The following is a 17,934-nucleotide window of genomic DNA, read 5'->3' on the forward strand; positions in this document are numbered from 1 at the left end:
AGGGAGTAAGAAGTGAAGTTTATTGACTGGGCAAAAGTATTTGCTCTGAGTTTCTTTTGTATATCAGGAGTGTCTTCGGCACAAACGGACTATCCCAAGAAACCTATTACGATCATTGTTCCTTATGCAGTAGGTGGGGGTGCTGATCAAGTAGCGCGCTTAATTGGTCAACAATTAAGCCTTCGCCTGAAACAATCTGTGGTGATTGAAAACCGTGGTGGAGGTAGTAACACCATTGGCATGAATTTTGTTGCCAAGTCATCAGCCGACGGATATACCTTGGGACTTGCTACACCAACATTCTTAATGACACCATCGATTATTAAAAATCAGCCTTACGATCCATTGGGAGATTTTACAGGTGTTGCCATATTTACTGATGCCCCTTTAGTCTTGGCTGTTAACCCTAAATTGCCAGTCAAATCTGTGAAGGAATTGGTTGAATACGGTAAGTCTCATCCGAATGAGCTGAACTGGGCTTCTGGTGGAACAGCTTCGACACAGGGTCTAGCAGGGGTATTGTTTGGCATGACTGCAGGTATACAAACCACTCAAGTCCAATATAAAGGCAGTTCACAAGGATTAAATGATTTGCTTGGGGGGAGTGTGCAATTTATGTTTAACCCAATGCCATCCATCATTCAGCATGAACGTAGTGGCAAATTACGAATTTTAGGAGTTGCTGGTACTTCTAAGATGACTAAGTATCCAGAGTTTCCATTAATCTCTGATGCGTTACCTGGGTATCACGCCTCTGGCTGGTTTGGCCTAGTTGCACCTAAGGGAACACCTGTTGCCGTCTTGGATTTATTAAATAAAGAAGTCAATGAAATCGTCAAAGATCCCACCATTCGTGAGCGATTGATTGAAGAAGGTTTAGAGCCGAAAAGTATTTCAAGAGATGCATTTAATAAAATGTTACAAAGTGATTTTGTTAAATATCAAAAAATATTAGCAACACAAAATATAGTCAAAGAATAACTTATACCTAAAGGAGCATCCCATGTTAACCATCAAACGTTTATCCCTTGCAGAAGCAAAAATATTGATTGACGGGGCAACCCACAAATCAGTAGAAATGAATATCCCTATGTGTATTGCTGTTACAGATGAGTCGGGACATTTGATGGCGTTTGATCGCATGGACGGTGGCAAAGTGAGTAGTACACCGATTGCCATTGATAAAGCGTTTACTGGTGCGGTTGCGCGTAAGGGGACACATGTTTATAACGAATTATGTGTGCCAGGTAAATCAACATTTGGTATTCATGTAACCAATGGCGGGCACTTTAGCATTATTGGTGGTGGATTTCCGGTATTTGTAGACGGACAAATCGTTGGTGGTATCGGTATCAGTTCAGGTACCGCGGTGGAAGACCAAGTCGTGGCTGAAGCCGCACTCGTTTATTTTTATGAAAAAACTGGATACAAGGCTTAAGCGATGTCAAAACTGCAATTAACGCTCGCTTGTTGGAACTACGATCGAACTCGGGCGTTAATGGAGGGGAGTATTGTTCCTGAAGGGATTGATCTCAACTATTTAAGCTTACCTGTTGAAGAGATTTTTTTTCGCACCCTCGCCAATCAAGAGTTTGATGTTGCAGAGTTATCACTGTCATCCTATTTGCTTTCTTTGCAAAAGCCAGAAAAGCCTTTTATTGCGATACCCGTATTTCCGTCATGTGCATTTCGGCATTCAGGTATTTTTATTAATACCAATTCTGGGATTCGTGAGCCAAAGGATTTAATTGGCAAACGGGTCGGTACGCCAGAGTATCAAATGACAGCCGCTGTTTGGATTCGTGGCATATTGCAAGATGATTTTGGCGTACCCTTTGATCAGCTGAACTATTTCACTGGTGGTGCGGAGCAACCTGGTAGAAGTGAGAAGATCAAGTTGCAATTGCCAGATAACATCAAAGTCAAGCCCATAGAGCAGCATCAGACCTTATCTCAAATGCTCAAAGATGGCGAGATTGATGCACTTTATACTGCGCGAACGCCTTCATGTTTTAACCCCTCTAATCCACACATACAGCGTTTATTTCCTCATTATGGAGACGTAGAGCGGGCTTATTATCAACAGTCAAAAATTTTCCCGATCATGCATGTGATCGTGGTTAAGCGCAGCGTTTATGAAGCCAATCCATGGATTGCAATGTCTTTGTATAAGGCCTTTGTAGCTTCGCAAAAATTAGTCTATCAAGACATGAAAGAAACCGTTGTATTAAAAACGATGTTTCCTTGGATGAATTATTACCTCGATCAGGTACGTAGTGAAATGGGTGAAGATTATTGGCCGTGGAATATTGCGGGAACGAAACACAATATCGAAACATTAATGCGTTATTCCTGTGAACAGGCTCTTTTAAAGCAATCATTTACGATGGAAGAGATCTTTGCGAAAGAAACTTTTGCTGGCTTTAAGATCTAGATAAACAAACCGACTTCAAACAAACGCTGATCATTAAAACGCTATAATTGTCATAAAATATTAATACACAATAGGTTAGACATGTTTGATGTGATTGTTGTTGGCGGCGGTAATGCTGCACTGTGTGCCGCATTAACAGCAAGAGAGGGTGGCGCCTCAGTTCTCATTCTAGAATCAGCTCCGATTGAGTGGCGTGGCGGTAATTCAGTGCACACGCGCAATTTACGTTGTATGCATGATGCCCCTCAAGACGTTTTAGTTGAAGCCTATCCTGAAGAAGAGTTTTGGCAAGATTTGCTAAAAGTCACAGGCGGCTTAACTAACGAAAAACTTGCACGCATTATTATTAGGGGTACTTCTACCGTTCGTGATTGGATGCGCAAGCATGGCGTGCATTTTCAACCGTCTTTATCCGGCACTTTGCATGTGGCGCGGACGAATGCCTTCTTTATGGGGGGCGGCAAAGCACTAGTCAATGCGTTCTTTAGAAGTGCTGAGCAGTTAGGTATCAAGATTCGTTATGAAACGACTGTCAAGCATGTCAACGTGAAAGACGGCATATTTGAAAGTGTTGTTTTAGATAATGGTGAAGTCATTTCTGGTAAATCTTGTGTGCTCGCTTGTGGCGGTTTTGAATCCAATCGTGAATGGTTAAAAGAAGCCTGGGGTCAAAACGAAAACGGTGAGTGGCCAGCAGATAATTTTCTGATTCGTGGCACTAAATTTAATCGCGGCGATGTTCTTAAAAACTTATTAGACCAAGGTGCAGATCAAATTGGTGATGTGACGCAGGGACATTGTGTGGCCATTGATGCACGCTCACCTTTATACGATGGCGGAATTTGTACCCGTTTAGATTGCGTATCTTTGGGTATCGTTGTCAATCAATTTGCCAAACGTTTTTATGATGAAGGCGAAGATTTTTGGCCCAAGCGTTATGCAATTTGGGGGCGTTTAGTGGCACTGCAACAAGGACAAATCGCTTATTCCATTATTGACTCCAAAGCCATTGGTCGCTTTATGCCTCCCGTATTTTCTGCGATCAAAGGTAATACGATTTCTGAAATCGCCCAGCAACTTAATTTAGATGTTGATCAGCTCAATCAAACCGTGAATGAGTTTAATCAGTCCTGTCACGTCGGGACCTTCAATCACAATATCCTTGATGATTGTCATACCGAAAACATCGCCCCTGAAAAAACTCACTGGGCCTTACCCATTGATCAGGGGCCGTTTTATGCTTACCCCTTGCGCCCAGGTATTACGTTTACCTATCTCAGTTTAAAAACGGATGAAACTGCTGCAGTGTTCTTTAACGAACAAGCCAGCCCGAATCTTTTTGTTGCTGGAGAGCTGATGGCGGGTAACGTTTTAGGTAAAGGATATACCGCAGGTATTGGCATGTCGATTGGTACTATTTTTGGCAGAATCGCCGGCCAATCCGCTGCTGATGCAGTCAAGAAAATGAAAGAATCCCATGCTCACGCTTAATACATTGATCGCTGATGCGAAGAACTTTAATCAACCATCCGAGTCAGTGATGGAAGTACAACGTGTATTGCAAATTTGTAATGCCTGTCGTTATTGTGAAGGCTTTTGTGCAACGTTTCAGTCGATGACAAGACGCTTAGACTTCAATGTTGCGGACGTGCACTTTATGGCTAACCTATGCCATAACTGTGGGGCATGTTTGCATGCTTGCCAATACGCACCCCCAAATGAATTCGGGGTCAATATTCCGCAAGCAATGGCTAAAGTTCGTCTTGAAACCTATCAAACCTATGCATGGCCGAAGCAGTTGGGATCGATCTATCAAAAGAATGGCCTTGCTTTGACCATGCTGACTTCCATTGCTATTATTTTATTTTTACTGAGTTTGCAAACGAGTAGTACAGGACTCTTTAATACCAATACAGATGCTAATTTTTATGCGATTTTTCCGCATAATAGTTTGGCAATGATTTTTGGAAGTGTATTTCTAGTGATGGTGTTGGCCCTCACGCTTGGCGTTCGTGGCTTTTGGCGTCAGGTGTCGACAGACCCCATGATGCTTGGTGCCGCAAAAGATGCAACACTTGATATGCTGACTTTAAAAAATTTAGGTGGTGGGCATCAACAAGGATGTAATGAAGCCGATGACGCTTTTTCTTTATGGAGAAGAAGATTTCATCACATGACTTTTTATGGTTTTTTACTATGTTTTGCTGCGACCAGTGTAGCCACCTTGTTTCATTATTTCTTGGGTTGGGAAGCTCCATACTCCTACACCAGTTTGCCAGTCATATTGGGCACGGTTGGTGGCCTAGGTTTAATTGTTGGACCCATTGGCTTACTGTGCCTCAACTTAAACCGTCACCCCTTGCATGGTGATGCTGCGCAAAAACCAATGGATATCGGGTTTATTGCGTCATTACTTGCTATCAGTGTTTCTGGTATTGCACTACTAGCTTTGCGACATACGCCGTTGATGGGCATATTATTGTGCGTCCACCTTGGCTTTGTCATGGGATTTTTTCTGATGATGCCCTACGGTAAATTTGCACACGGCATATTCCGAAGTGCTGCTTTACTTAAAAATGCGATTGAAGTCAAAATGGGCAAGTCAGTCAGTGTAGGTTCTGACTAACTTGCGAAGACATTAATCAGCCTTGATATTCGCTGCAGTAATGAGTTGCTTCCAACGGTTGTAATCATTTTGTACCATGTTTTTGACTTCAGCTGGTGAAGGGGCAATAGGTTTACCACCTGCTTTTTCAAAACGATCTTTAACCTCTGACTGATTGGCGACTTGACTGAATGCTTCTTGCCATTTATTAACAATCGCTGCTGGTGTTTTAGCTGGCAAGAACAAACCAAACCAAGATTCCAACTGAATATTGGAAACACCTGTTTCAATGACAGTTGGCACGTTCGGCAGGTTCGGATTACGAGATGCGCCTGAAGTCGCAAAAGTCACAACACTTCCGGAATCAATATGTGGTTTTGCTGTTGGTGAAAGATCAAAGAATAAATCGACACGACCGCCGATGATATCCGTATACGCTGCTTGCGCCCCTTTGTAGGGAATATGAACACAGTCTACGCCAGCATTTTTCCAAAGAGCTGCGGCTAAGACATGTTGACCAGTTCCATTGCCACCAGAAGCGTAGGTTAATTTACCAGGATTATCTTGAGCGTATTTAATCAATCCTTTGAGATCATTAAATGGTAATCCTTTACGCCCAATCAGGGTGTAGCTATAACTTGTGACTAGTCCGACAGGAACAAAGTCTTTGATCGGATCATAAGGCAAGTTTTTATAGAGCCAAGGGTTCATCACGATATTTGAGATCGAGCCCACCACTGCGGTATAGCCATCTGCAGGTTGTTTTGCCACATAATCCGTTCCCACAACAGTACCTACACCGGGCTTATTCTCAACAATAAAACTTTCCTTCATGATCGGCGCTAGCTTATCTGCCAACACGCGCCCAACAAAATCAAAACCTCCCCCTGGCGGTTGCGGAACAACGATATGAAGTGGCTTATCCGGAAAGCCAGATTGCGCCATTGCAGAACCAGCAAGGATAGATACAACGAATACACTTGACTTAAGAAGTGTAGATAATTTACTTAACATGATTTAACCAATCTTGACCACGTTGATAAAGAGCTTCAACTGACGGACCTTTCAGTTGCGGCATGTCTGGCTTAACAGTAAAACCTAATTTCGTTTGAATATAAGCTAAATGACGATAGCCTTCTGGGAAACGATTGAGTAATTCTTGATCAAGTTGCAGATTGGCTGCAGGATCGAGCGGATTGAGACGATCTTTTTCATAGATCGGTTGACGAAGCACGACACCCCATCTACCCTCACGTTTTTCCATGAAGTCATAAAAACGACCAGTACACACCACATCACACATGACGCCATCGACAGGACCACGCTGGGTAATAGTCATTTTTGTTTGAGCGATAGCACGATCACCATTTACTTCAACACTACAACCACCAAGAAAATGCAAAATACTAACACCTTTATTCCAGCCTTCGATCGATACTTTGATAAATTCTTCGAAGTGACCTTGAAACCAAGTTGCCATCATGACACCATCACTGTGCCAGACCGTTTTAAACTTTTCCCATTGACCAGAGTCACGCCAAACAACCCAGTTTTCTACAACCTCACGAATACGCTGTTTTTCTAATAATATTTCTACATCATTTACCATTTTTTGCTTTCCTTATTCTGTTGGCAGGTTGACGGACTTCACAATGCTTGCCCATCGATTGACTTCTGATTTGATAAATTGGTTAAAGTATTCTGGAGTATTACTACCCAAAGGAACTATCAGTTGCTTTTTAAAAGCTTCTTTCACCTCTTCAGATTTTAATGCTTCTAATACAGCCGCGTGGATTTTAGAGACAACTGCGGGCGGTGTTTTTTTAGGAGCAAATAATCCCTGCCAAGCATTCGTACCGATACCGGGATACCCTAGTTCTGCCATGGTTGGTGTATTAGGAAGTTCGGGTAAACGTTTATCAGTAGTTACCGCAAGTGCGCGAAGATTTCCAGCCCGAATCATCTCAATCACTGACGAGGCATTAATAAAAGCGATTTGCACATCATTACTGACCATCGGAATTAAGAATTGTCCTGCACCGCCATTGTATGGAATATGCGTCATATCTAAACCGGCTGCTTTTTCTAAAGTAAGCATATCAATCATGGAGTAGGTGCCAACACCTGGAGATGCATGATTAACTTTTTTTGGATTTGCCTTGATGTACGCCATCATTTCTTTAAAATCTTTTGCATCAAGCTTGGCGGAGCTCACTAAAATATGAGGGATAGTCGCTAAGATAGAGATTCCTGTTAATTCATCTTCAGGTTTAAATTTCATCTTTTTGGCAAAAACAGTTTGATTTAAAGCATTTGTCGAAAGATTACCCACAAAAAGCGTATAGCCATCAGGACTAACTTTCGTCATCGACTCCATAGCAATGAGTCCACCAGCACCAATGCGATTTTCAACAATCACTGGTGTATTCAGAATTTGAGATACTTGTTTGCCGACAATGCGTGTTACGGTATCTGTTGCACCTCCTGGAGCCAGGGGAACAATCATTTTTATCGGTCGACTAGGAAAAGGATCTTCAGCAAAACTTATATTACAAGTGATGGTTGAAAGAATAAGAAAAGTAATACCTAATAAGTTTTGATGAAAAAATTTAATAAGATTTAACATTTGTGTTCTCCATTGATAATTGCTTGACATTATTTTTATTTATGAATAACAATATACTTTAAAACCATATCAAATAAAAAATTGGGGACAAAATGATTAAAAAGCTCAGAACTGGGCGAGATAATCAGCAGTGGATGCTGGATCTCGCTCTCAATATGCGTGGACGAGTGCAAAACTTTGAACGCGATGATCCTGAAGTTCCGAGTGGCAAGCGGGCACGAAATTATCGTATGTACCCTAAAATTTGGCGTGAGGCGGGAGAAAGACATGAGCGTTTAGCCAAGAATGCTCAGGCGAGAGGCGCGCATTCTTCTGCAACCTATCATTTTGATCATGCGGTTGAAGCTTATCGTATGGCGCAGCATCCTATCTACTTCGATGATCATCCAGTCAAGCAACACTTATATAGCAAATTAAGTGAGATGGTTGATTTACGAACTAAGTCTGCACCCTATCCAATTGAGAGGGTTGAAGTCGAGTTTGATGACGGCAAAACCATCTCTTGTTTGTTACATCTGCTCCCGGATCGTCGTAAAGCCCCTGTTGTCATTTACGTTCCAGGAATGGATCAAACGAAAGAAGTGTTTCCAAAGGCATACCATAACATTGGAATAGAAAGAGGATTCCATGTATTAGCCATGGATGGACCAGGGCAGGGCAACTCAAATATACAAAAAATTAGATCCGTTGGCGACAATTATGAGAGAGCTGGTGCGGCAGTAATTACTTACCTAAAAAGCCGACCAGAAATTGATGGCGACAAGATTGCAATCTACGGCATTAGTATGGGAAGTTATTGGTCACTAAGATTATCTAGCTATGATCATCGCGCAGCCGTAGTCGTTTCATCGGTTGCATGCTTTAACCCAAACAACACGATCTTTACAGAGTCATCGCCAAGATTTAAACAAATGTTCATGTATATGGCTGGATATGAAGACGAGGAACGATTTGATGAAGAAGTCGCAAAAGGCATGACGGTTAGAGGTCATTTAGATAAGATTAAATGCCCCACTTTATTAGTTACCGGTGAATTTGATCCTTTATGTCCCTTGGAAGAGGCGGTGGAAGCGTTTGAAGACTTAAAAGTTCCAAAAGAAATGTGGGTTTTTGAGAACCAATACCATCCTTTATGGGGCATCTCGAATTTAGGTGGCATGGATTGCCATGATTATGTCTTTGATTGGTTACAAGGATTCTTTGCAGGCAAAAACCTACCTACTACAGAGGGCAAGATTTCCTATATCAAAGAAAGTGCTGATGGCCCATGGGGGGATTGTGAATGGGATCCACCAATTCATCGAGGGCAAGCTTATTTCTAAATCATAAAGTAACAAACTTTTAGTTGGCGCACATAGCATGTAAAAAATAGGAGACATGTATGAAAAAGAGAGCGACCAGTCATTTTGAAACCCGTAGACAGGTAATTAAAACAGTATTACTAACAGCAGCATCTGCCACGGTGCCCGCCTGGGGGCAAACATGGCCAAATAAAACCATTAAATTAATTGTGCCATTTCCTCCAGGTAATACGATTGATATCCTTGCGCGCTTGGTGCAGCCTAGAGTTTCGCAAGAATTAGGTCAAAGTGTCTATATTGAAAATATTGGTGGCGCTTATGGACAAATCGGTATGGCAGCGATTGCTCGCGCTAATCCTGATGGTTACACCTTTGGTGCATCTCAAGGTGGACCAATGGTCGTTCAACCTCATACCGTTAAAAATTTACCCTATGACACCATCAAAGACTTTGTACCTGTTGCAGTATCTGCTTGGAACTTCAATGCCCTTGCAGGATCAATTTCAGCCCCTTTTAAGAATCTTCCTGAGATGGTTAGTTGGGCTCAAGCAAATCCTGGAAAGCTAACCGTTGGTACCACTGGTGAGGGTGGCTTTGCGCATTTATGGTTTGAAGATTTTCGTCGTCAGGCTAAATTTGAATATACTCACGTGCCTTACAAAGGGACAGCAAATATCTCCGCAGATTTGGTATCTGGAGCAATTATGGCTGGTGCCGACGGGATTTCTGGATTTTCTAGCTTGGCAAAGGGAAATAAAATTCGTTTGATCGCTATCACTAATAAAACTCCCGTGGAAGATTGGCCTGGAGTTAATTTGTTGGGTGATATCGTCCCAGGTTTTGCTGTCAATGGCTGGTTTGGGTTTATTGCCCCAGCTAAAACTCCCATGAATATGGTGACGCGTTTAAATCAGGCTATTAATACCGCTATTCAATCTCCGGAAGTGAGAGATAAGTTAACTTCTTATGGGTTAGTTGGAGCGGCTGAGTCAGCTAGTTATTTTGATCAACTAAATCGTAAAGATTTTGAAAGATACGGTGCTATTGTTAAGGCAATAGGATTGGAGCCTAAATGAACATACTTAACCTTCATTTTTAGTCGTGAAAAATATCTATTTATCTAGAGACAACCAGAGTATAAAAATTTTTTAAAACTAGAGGAATCGAAATGAGTTCGCAATACAGTAAAGAAAATCATCCGCACTTTATCTTAGAAAAAAACGTTGATATCCCTATGCGAGATTCTGCGATTTTGAAAGCTGATGTTTTTAGGCCTACAACCGATGGAAAATATCCAGCTATTCTTAATTTAGGACCCTATCAAAAAGACAAGTTGTGGACAACCCCTCCGACACTTGAAGAAAAAGGTAATCCTTTTATGAATTGGGAGACGGTCAATCCAGAAATATGGATGCCAGAGGGCTATGTTTCCGTTCGTGTTGATGCACGAGGGTCTGGTAAATCTCCTGGACAATATGATCCGTGGTCATTTGCGGAGGCGGTAGACTTTTATGATGCTATTGAGTGGGCGGCAAAACAACCTTGGTGTAATGGTAACGTAGGTTTATTAGGCATTTCTTACTACGCAATTAACCAATGGTTTGTCGCCAATATTCAACCGCCATCACTCAAGGCTATTATTCCTTGGGAAGGCTTTGCAGATTTATACCGAGATGGCCTTTATCACGGTGGCATTTTAAATGTCTTCATGACCAACTGGTTTACAGCACATTTATTGCACCATAATTTAGGTCGTGCATCTGAAACAGTGCCAAATCCATGGGAAAGAAACATCCTCTCTTTTTGGCTCGGGAACAATCTCGATACTGGCGCCTTTAGAGGATCTCAAGCAGATTGGAGCAAGATTAATGTTCCTTTTTATTCCGTAGGCAATTGGACAGGAATGGGATTACATCTTCGAGGAAACACAGAAGCATTTATGTTGTCTCCATCTAAGAATAAAAAACTTCGAATGCAAAATGGTAGTCACGTCCATCCTTTCTATACAGCTGAGGGTCGTAAAGATCAAATGCGTTTTCTAGATTATTGGTTAAAAGGTATTGATAACGGGATTATGCAAGAGCCTCCAGTCAAGTTAGCGATTCGATATGGCAATGATGAAATACAGTGGCGTCAAGAAAATGAATGGCCATTAGCGCGCACGCAGTGGACCAAGTGGTATATCGATGTGCAAGAAACTGCAAAGCAAAATGGACCCTATACGGCCAGGATTAGCTCGAAGAATCCTGAAAAGGAAGCAGCCTGCACATACGCCGCAACAGGCTTTGGTTCAATGGGGTCAACATCAGCGGCTTCATCTCAAGTCATGGGTGGTGGAATCAAGCCAGATATGGGAGTTGCATTTTATACAGAAGCAATGACAGAGGATGTTGAAATAACGGGACCACTCAGTGCAAGCTTGTGGGTATCTAGCTCTAGTGAGGATATGGATATTTTTATCACGATTCGGCATTATGATGAAAGTGGTATTGAAATCATGGATACCGGACAACAAGGAACGCCTGTCCCTGTAGCAAAGGGATGGTTGAGAGTATCTCATCGTGAGTTAGATGAAAAAAAATCCTTACCTTATCGCCCTTACCACCAACACCAACGTCGTTTACGTTTAACGCCTGGAGAGATTGTTCAGGTACAAGTTGAAATTTGGCCAACATCTATGGTGTTTAGAAAAGGCCACAAAATGAGGGTGGATATTCAGCCAAGGGATGGGGTTGGTAGTGCAGGATATATGCATTATCACGCCGATTACAATACGGGCACGAATACGATTCATACTGGCGGACAATATGAATCATATTTCTTATTACCGATAATTCCTAAGGAAAAATAATCTTCAAGGAGTGGCTTTAAACACGGTGAGTTCTTGTGGTTTGACAGTGAACATTAGCTTTTATAGATATTAAAAATTCGTACTTTTAAAATTAACAGCTTTTAGACCGCATTGTTAATCTGGCTTAATGTTTGCTGACTTAATCACTTTTGACCATTTGTCTACTTCAGTTTTAATGATTTGGTTGGTTTGATCTGGCGTCGGTGTAGAGATCAGATAACCCATTGAAGTCAATTTCTCTTTCATCTCAGGAGAGCTGACGATCTTTGATATTTCCGTATTTAATAAATCAACGATTGCTTTAGGTGTTCCTGCTGGAGCGGCTACAAACTGCTGCGTATCACCCTCAAAGTCCGGAAAGCCAGATTCAGCTATCGTTGGGACATTAGGTAATGTTGCGATACGGGATTTGCTGGTTAATGCAATCGGAATTAACTTACCAGCACTTACCTGAGACATGGCAGGCGGCAGAGCTGATAAGCCCAGCGGCACTTGATTCGCTAAAACTGCCTGCAAAGCAGGACCACCACCATTGTATGGAATATGTTTCATATCAATATTGGCTTTTAAGACTAAAAGTTCAGCACTTAGATGAGGGCCTGTGCCATTGCCTGGCGAAGCATAATCAAACTTACCCGGATTAGCTTTTACAAGAGCAATTAACTCTTTCAAGTTTTTTGCAGGGAAGGATGGGTGAGCTACAAGGATGTTGGGAGAACTGACTGGAAGACCAACTGGAGCAAAATCTTTAAAAACATCAAAACCTTGATTACCAAATAAAGAAGGGTTGATAACAAAAGAACTACTCACCAAAAGAAGTGTATAGCCATCCGCAGGAGATTTAGCCACTTGTGCGATACCAATATTGGCAGAACCACCGGGTTTGTTTTCAACAATAAATGATTTACCCAAATTCTCAGAAAGTTTTTGCGATAAAAGGCGTGCAATGATGTCTGAAGGACCACCTGGGGCAAAGGGTACGATGATTTTAACTACACGATTTGGATATTCTTGAGCTTTGGCTGAAGGTGCATGGAAGATACCAACTATGCAAAGCAACAGTGACAACAAAGCAATCGGAAATAAGTGCAGATATTTATTCATAATGTCTCAACTTTTAGTTATATTTGGCATTATTATATGATTATTCAAAGTAATCAACGATACTAGTAATATCTATAAAAAATATAAAAGAGGCATGAATGAGTAATCTGACGATCTGGGGACGTTTAAACTCCATCAATGTACAAAAAGTATTATGGTTGTGTGAAGACATGCAACTACCGTTTCAGCGGATTGATGCTGGGATGGAGTTTGGGGTCAATAAAACTGAAGAGTACAAAAGTAAAAATCCGAATGGTTTAGTACCAACGATTGATGATGATGGATTTATTTTGTGGGAATCTCACACAATCATGCGCTACTTAGCAAGAAAGTTCGACAAAAGTCACTCTCTTTACCCTGAGGATTTGCAGGTGAGTGCAAGGATTGATCAATGGCTAGATTGGTATAACACCGTTGGTTGGCCTCCGATGAGGAACTTATTTTGGGGTTGGATTAGAACGCCAGCCGCTGAGCGAAATGTTGAAGAACTCGAAAAGATTCGCCAAAGTTTTATTTTGGTTGCGACGATGTTGGATCAGCAATTAAGTAAAACCCATTACATTGCTGGCGATCACTTTACGATGGCAGATATTCCAATTGCATTACTGTGTTATCGATGGTTTAACTTACCGATTGAACGCCCAGCAATGCAGCATCTTGAGGCTTGGTATGCCAATGTTCAGAAACGCCCAGGATATCAAAAATACTCCACTGCACCACTGACTTAATGTCTAAGGACTCATTTTGAAAATCGTTGATATTCGAGAAATTAGCGTTCCCTTAAAGTCCAATCTCAGAAACTCAGTGTTTGATTTTTCTGAGATGACCACTTCTGTCGTTGCCGTAATTTCAGATGTTGTTCGGGATGGCAAGCCACTTGTTGGGTATGCATTTAATTCGACAGGAAGATATGCTTGTGGCGCACAGATGCGTGATCGATTTATACCCAGAATATTAAAAACTAATCCTGAAGATTATCTGAACGAAACAGGTACTAATTTTTCCCCAGAAAAGCTTCTTAAATGCATGATGCAACGCGAGAAGCCTGGTGGTCATACAGAGCGTTCAGTCGCCATTGGAACTATTGAAGTTGCGATTTGGGATTTAGTCGCAAAAATCGAGCAACAGCCCCTTTATGTAGTTTTAGCAAAAGAGTTTAATCAAGGAAATATACCGAAACAAGTTCCCTGTTATGTGGGTGGGGGATGGTATGCACCCGGAAAAGGTATTCCTGAACTGCAAGCGGAAATCAAAAAACGCATGGATGAAGGTTATCAAATCATGAAAGTGAAAGTAGGCGGGGCACCACTTGCTGAGGACTTGAAACGATTAGATGCTGCCATTGAAATTGTAGGATCAGCGCAAAACTTGGCAGTGGATGCCAACGCCGCTTGGCAAAGACCCGCTGCGCTTGAATACGCCAAAGCCTTACGCCCTTACCATCTGAAATGGTTAGAGGAGCCCACCGACCCATTAGATTTTGCACTCCTCAGTGAATTGACCGAGTTTTATGATGCCCCAATTGCTACAGGAGAAAACTTATTTTCAACGCAAGATATTCGTAACTTGATTCAATTTGGGCGCCTGCGATCTGCGTCTGACATTATTCAAATTGATGTTCCACAGTCTTATGGAATTGTGCAGTTTTCTAGAACCTTAGACATGATGAAAGATCTCGGCTGGAGTAGACATTCTGTATTTCCGCATGGTGGAAATTTGATGACTTTGGCAATTGTGGCGGGCTTTGGTTTAGGAGGGTGTGAAGCATATCCAGATGTCTTTGGTGTTTTTGCAGGTTTTAATGACGATGCTTCTCTGGTTGACGGAAAGATTAGTTTGTCAGATCGTCCGGGTATTGGGTTTGAGGGTCAAAATGAGCTATACCAGTTAATGAAAACCATTCTTCATTAACCAAACTCAGCGAAAACCCCCATAGTAGTTGTAGTTAAGCATCATTACGATGTTATGAGTAACTAAAACATATTAAATAATAATTGATTGGAGATAACATGAGTTCTAGACGAAGTTTTTTAAAAAACACAGTATTTTCTGGCCTGACATTTTGTTCATGCAGTATGTTGGATTCTGCCATTGCCCAAACGGCAAGAGATCTCGGTGGGAAAGATCCTGGCAATGACCCACTTCTCAATTTCACGCACCCTTTACAAGGCACAAAACGTGCCCCAACAATTATTGACGGCAAAGTAGTGAAGACAATTGATGTGCACGCCCATTGTTTTTTCCAAGAGGCTGTAGAGCTTGGTGGTACTGGAACTAACGTTAATGGTGCGGTTAGAGGCGGACCACAACACTACATCGCACTGCAAAATGATGCAGCTGTAAAAACTCGCTTAGCCTCGATGGATGCGATGGGTATTGATATGCAAGTATTATCCGTTAATACCTTCTGGTACAGAAAAGATCGCGAACTCGCGACTGAGATTTGCCGCATTAATAACGATAACTTAGCTAAATTATGCGCCGCACATCCTACAAGATTTTCTGCATTTGGATGTTTAGCGATGCAGTTTCCTGACCTAGCCGTAAAACAGTTAGAAGCTATTATGAAAACTCCTGGCATGGTGGGAGCTGCGATTCAGGCGAACGTTGCTGGTGAAGAGTTTTCCGATCCGAAATTTGATCCAATCTGGGCAAAAGCACAAGAGTTAGGAGCTGCTTTATTCATGCATCCACAAAGCACACCTGAACTCGCGAAACGATTCAAGGGCAATGGTTGGATGTCGAATGTAATAGGTAATCCTTTAGATACGACAATTGCATTACAACATTTAATTTACGAAGGTACCTTAGATAAGTTCCCTAATTTGAAATTTATCGCGGCGCATGGCGGTGGTTTCTTAGGTTCTTATGCTCCAAGAATGGACCACAGTTGTTTTGTATCGCCAAGCAATTGTGATCCAAAGATTGTGCTCAAGAAAAAACCAACAGAATATTTAAATCAACTGTATTTTGATACTTTGGTATTCACTCCTGAGGCATTGCGTCATTTAGCTAATCAAGTGGGAACTAGTCAACTCATGATTGGTACAGACCAACCGATTCCATGGAATCTAGATCCAATTGGTCATGTGATGTCTACGCCAATGTCAAATAAAGAGCGCGTTGCTTTATTAAGCGCCAATGCAAAGCGTGTTTTGGGAATAAAAACAATTTAAGTCATTAACTTGTAATCAGAACCATTTAATTTATCTTTATATAACAATATTAGGAGACAGGAAGTATGGGTAGTTTTACATCAGAGGTGCGTGTTGGAATGCAAATTGATTGGGACGTTCCCATCAAAATGGATGATGGCTTAGAAGTAAGAGCTGATATTTTTCGTCCAATCAAAGAAGGAAAATATCCTGTAATCATTACATACGGCCCATACGCAAAGTATTTACATTTTGAACAAATTTATAAGACATGCTGGGACAGAATGATTGAGACGTATCCAGAAGTTGGGGCGAACTCAACCAATCAATTTCAGTCATGGGAAGTGGTTGATCCAGAAAAATGGGTACCTGAAGATTATGTTGTCATTCGAGTTGATTCACGTGGCTGTGGCAGATCACCCGGGTATGTAGAACTTTGGAGTGCCCGTGAAGCACAAGACTTCGCTATTTGTATCGATTGGGCTGGAACACAGTCTTGGTCGAATGGCAAAGTAGGTATTAACGGAATTTCTTACTATGGTATGAATCAATGGCAAGTGGCTGCCTTGCAACCAAAACATTTAGCTGCCATGTGTATTTGGGAAGGTGCGAATGATTTTTATCGCGACTTAAGCCATCATGGTGGAATTTTATGTAACTTTATTGAGAACTGGTATGACATGCAGGTCAAAACCGTTCAATATGGTTTAGGTAAAAATGGTCATCGCAGTAAAATTACCGGCGATTGGGTCTCTGGACCAGACACCCTCACAACAGAAGAGTTAGGCGCAAACCGTTTTGACTTTGGCGGCTTGACCTTCAAGCATGAGTTTGATGATGAGTTTTGGACTTCGCGTACCCCAGACTATAACAAGATTAAAGTACCGCTCTTATCTGCAGGTAATTGGGGTGGGCAGGGATTGCACACACGTGGAAACGTAGAAGGTTTTGTTCGCTCCGCATCTGATCAAAAGTGGTTAGAAATGCATGGCATTGAACATTGGACGCATTTTTATACTGATTACGGTAGATTGATGCAACTCAAGTTTTTTGATTATTTTCTCAAGGGCGAAAAAAATGGCTGGGATCAACAGCCTAAGGTCTTGTTAAACGTTCGTCACCCTGGCGAAAAATTTACACAGCGGGCGGAAACTACATGGCCATTAGCTTCAACACAATGGACCAAAATGTATTTAGATACCACTAGTTCATCGCTTGGCACTTCAACGATTGATAAAGAAAGTAAAGTGACTTATCGTGGTTTATCTGAAGGGGTGACGTTCTTAACATCGCCACTTGCGCAAGAAACGGAAATCACAGGACAATTGGCGGCTAAATTATTCGTCTCCTCAAGCACTAATGATGCAGACATGTTCTTGATCATGCGTATTTTTGATCCAAATATGAAAGAAATCACCTTCCAAGGTGCTTTAGATCCAAATACACCGATTGCGCAAGGTTGGCTCCGCGCATCGCATCGTGAGTTAGATCCAAAGCTTTCTTTGCCATATCGCCCGTATCACCCACATACGAAAAAAGAGCCATTAAAGCCCGGCGAGGTCTATGAGTTGGATATTGAGATTTTGCCAACGAGCATTGTTGTACCTGCGGGATACAGAATTGGGCTTACAGTGCGTGGAAAAGATTATGTTTACCCTGGAGCAACAGGCGCTAGACTATCCAATATGAAATATCCATTTACAGGCGTTGGACCATTTACCCATAATCACCCTGGAGATCGTCCCCCAGAGATTTTTGATGGTGAAGTCAGTTTGCATACAGGCCCTAATCATCAAGCCTATATCCTATTGCCGATTATTCCGAAAAAGTAAAAGTCTTTGTTTAAATGAAATCAAGC

General features: G+C 41.8%; 16 protein-coding genes. 12 read left to right on the plus strand and 4 right to left on the minus strand.

What is annotated here, in order from left to right; all coding sequences use genetic code 11:
• The first annotated feature begins 12 nt into the window (after positions 1–12).
• The 5 genes from QMN06_RS01860 (at position 13) to tcuB (ending at position 5,060) form a co-directional block, all read left to right on the plus strand.
• On the plus strand, positions 13–981 hold the full coding sequence (locus QMN06_RS01860; protein ID WP_281970808.1) for a tripartite tricarboxylate transporter substrate binding protein: 969 nt from the start codon (positions 13–15) through the stop codon (positions 979–981).
• A gap of 22 nt (positions 982–1,003) precedes the next feature.
• Positions 1,004–1,438: a heme-binding protein gene (locus QMN06_RS01865; protein ID WP_281970809.1), complete on the plus strand. Its 435-nt coding sequence runs from the start codon at positions 1,004–1,006 to the stop codon at positions 1,436–1,438.
• 3 nt (positions 1,439–1,441) lie between these two features.
• The gene (locus QMN06_RS01870; RefSeq protein WP_281970810.1) at positions 1,442–2,434 is read left to right on the plus strand and encodes an ABC transporter substrate-binding protein; all 993 of its coding nucleotides are present in this window, start codon (positions 1,442–1,444) and stop codon (positions 2,432–2,434) included.
• A gap of 81 nt (positions 2,435–2,515) precedes the next feature.
• Positions 2,516–3,925 (plus strand): FAD-dependent tricarballylate dehydrogenase TcuA, encoded by a 1,410-nt coding sequence (gene tcuA, locus QMN06_RS01875; protein WP_281970811.1) that lies wholly within the window; start codon positions 2,516–2,518, stop codon positions 3,923–3,925.
• A complete protein-coding gene (gene tcuB / locus QMN06_RS01880; RefSeq protein ID WP_281970812.1) occupies positions 3,912–5,060 on the plus strand; it encodes a tricarballylate utilization 4Fe-4S protein TcuB in 1,149 nt (382 codons plus the stop codon). Before tcuA ends, tcuB begins: the two co-directional genes overlap by 14 nt.
• A 12-nt stretch (positions 5,061–5,072) precedes the next feature.
• On the opposite strand, the gene QMN06_RS01885 is transcribed toward tcuB, so the two are convergent.
• Genes QMN06_RS01885 through QMN06_RS01895 form a run of 3 tightly spaced genes read right to left on the minus strand, consistent with a single transcriptional unit; the run spans position 5,073 to position 7,665 of the window.
• Entirely contained in the window at positions 5,073–6,053 is a 981-nt protein-coding gene (locus QMN06_RS01885) for a tripartite tricarboxylate transporter substrate binding protein (protein WP_281970813.1), read from the minus strand.
• Positions 6,043–6,648 carry a nuclear transport factor 2 family protein gene (locus tag QMN06_RS01890; RefSeq protein ID WP_281970814.1) on the minus strand — a complete coding sequence of 202 codons (606 nt, stop codon included), beginning with the start codon at positions 6,646–6,648 and terminating at the stop codon, positions 6,043–6,045. Before QMN06_RS01890 ends, QMN06_RS01885 begins: the two co-directional genes overlap by 11 nt.
• 12 nt (positions 6,649–6,660) lie before the next feature.
• Positions 6,661–7,665 carry a tripartite tricarboxylate transporter substrate binding protein gene (locus tag QMN06_RS01895; RefSeq protein ID WP_281970815.1) on the minus strand — a complete coding sequence of 335 codons (1,005 nt, stop codon included), beginning with the start codon at positions 7,663–7,665 and terminating at the stop codon, positions 6,661–6,663.
• A gap of 92 nt (positions 7,666–7,757) precedes the next feature.
• Between QMN06_RS01895 and QMN06_RS01900 the strand changes: the two genes are divergently transcribed.
• The 3 genes from QMN06_RS01900 (at position 7,758) to QMN06_RS01910 (ending at position 11,817) form a co-directional block, all read left to right on the plus strand.
• Positions 7,758–8,987: an alpha/beta fold hydrolase gene (locus tag QMN06_RS01900; RefSeq protein WP_281970816.1), complete on the plus strand. Its 1,230-nt coding sequence runs from the start codon at positions 7,758–7,760 to the stop codon at positions 8,985–8,987.
• 59 nt (positions 8,988–9,046) lie between these two features.
• Entirely contained in the window at positions 9,047–10,042 is a 996-nt protein-coding gene (locus QMN06_RS01905) for a tripartite tricarboxylate transporter substrate binding protein (protein WP_281970817.1), read from the plus strand.
• 92 nt (positions 10,043–10,134) lie between these two features.
• Entirely contained in the window at positions 10,135–11,817 is a 1,683-nt protein-coding gene (locus QMN06_RS01910; RefSeq protein ID WP_281970818.1) for a CocE/NonD family hydrolase, read from the plus strand.
• Positions 11,818–11,931: 114 nt separating this feature from the next.
• On the opposite strand, the gene QMN06_RS01915 is transcribed toward QMN06_RS01910, so the two are convergent.
• Positions 11,932–12,921 (minus strand): tripartite tricarboxylate transporter substrate binding protein, encoded by a 990-nt coding sequence (locus QMN06_RS01915; RefSeq protein ID WP_281970819.1) that lies wholly within the window; start codon positions 12,919–12,921, stop codon positions 11,932–11,934.
• A gap of 98 nt (positions 12,922–13,019) precedes the next feature.
• On the opposite strand from QMN06_RS01915, the gene QMN06_RS01920 reads away from it, so the two are divergent.
• From QMN06_RS01920 to QMN06_RS01935, 4 genes are all read left to right on the plus strand, one after another.
• On the plus strand, positions 13,020–13,649 hold the full coding sequence (locus QMN06_RS01920) for a glutathione S-transferase family protein (RefSeq protein WP_281970820.1): 630 nt from the start codon (positions 13,020–13,022) through the stop codon (positions 13,647–13,649).
• A 16-nt stretch (positions 13,650–13,665) separates the two neighbouring features.
• Entirely contained in the window at positions 13,666–14,832 is a 1,167-nt protein-coding gene (locus QMN06_RS01925) for an enolase C-terminal domain-like protein (protein ID WP_281970822.1), read from the plus strand.
• 98 nt (positions 14,833–14,930) lie between these two features.
• A complete protein-coding gene (locus tag QMN06_RS01930) occupies positions 14,931–16,097 on the plus strand; it encodes an amidohydrolase family protein (protein WP_281970823.1) in 1,167 nt (388 codons plus the stop codon).
• 65 nt (positions 16,098–16,162) lie between these two features.
• Complete coding sequence (locus QMN06_RS01935) at positions 16,163–17,908, plus strand: CocE/NonD family hydrolase (protein WP_281970824.1); 1,746 nt, start codon at positions 16,163–16,165, stop codon at positions 17,906–17,908.
• Positions 17,909–17,934: the final 26 nt, after the last annotated feature.

The organism is Polynucleobacter sp. SHI8, from assembly GCF_027944005.1.
Taxonomy (GTDB): Bacteria; Pseudomonadota; Gammaproteobacteria; order Burkholderiales; family Burkholderiaceae; genus Polynucleobacter.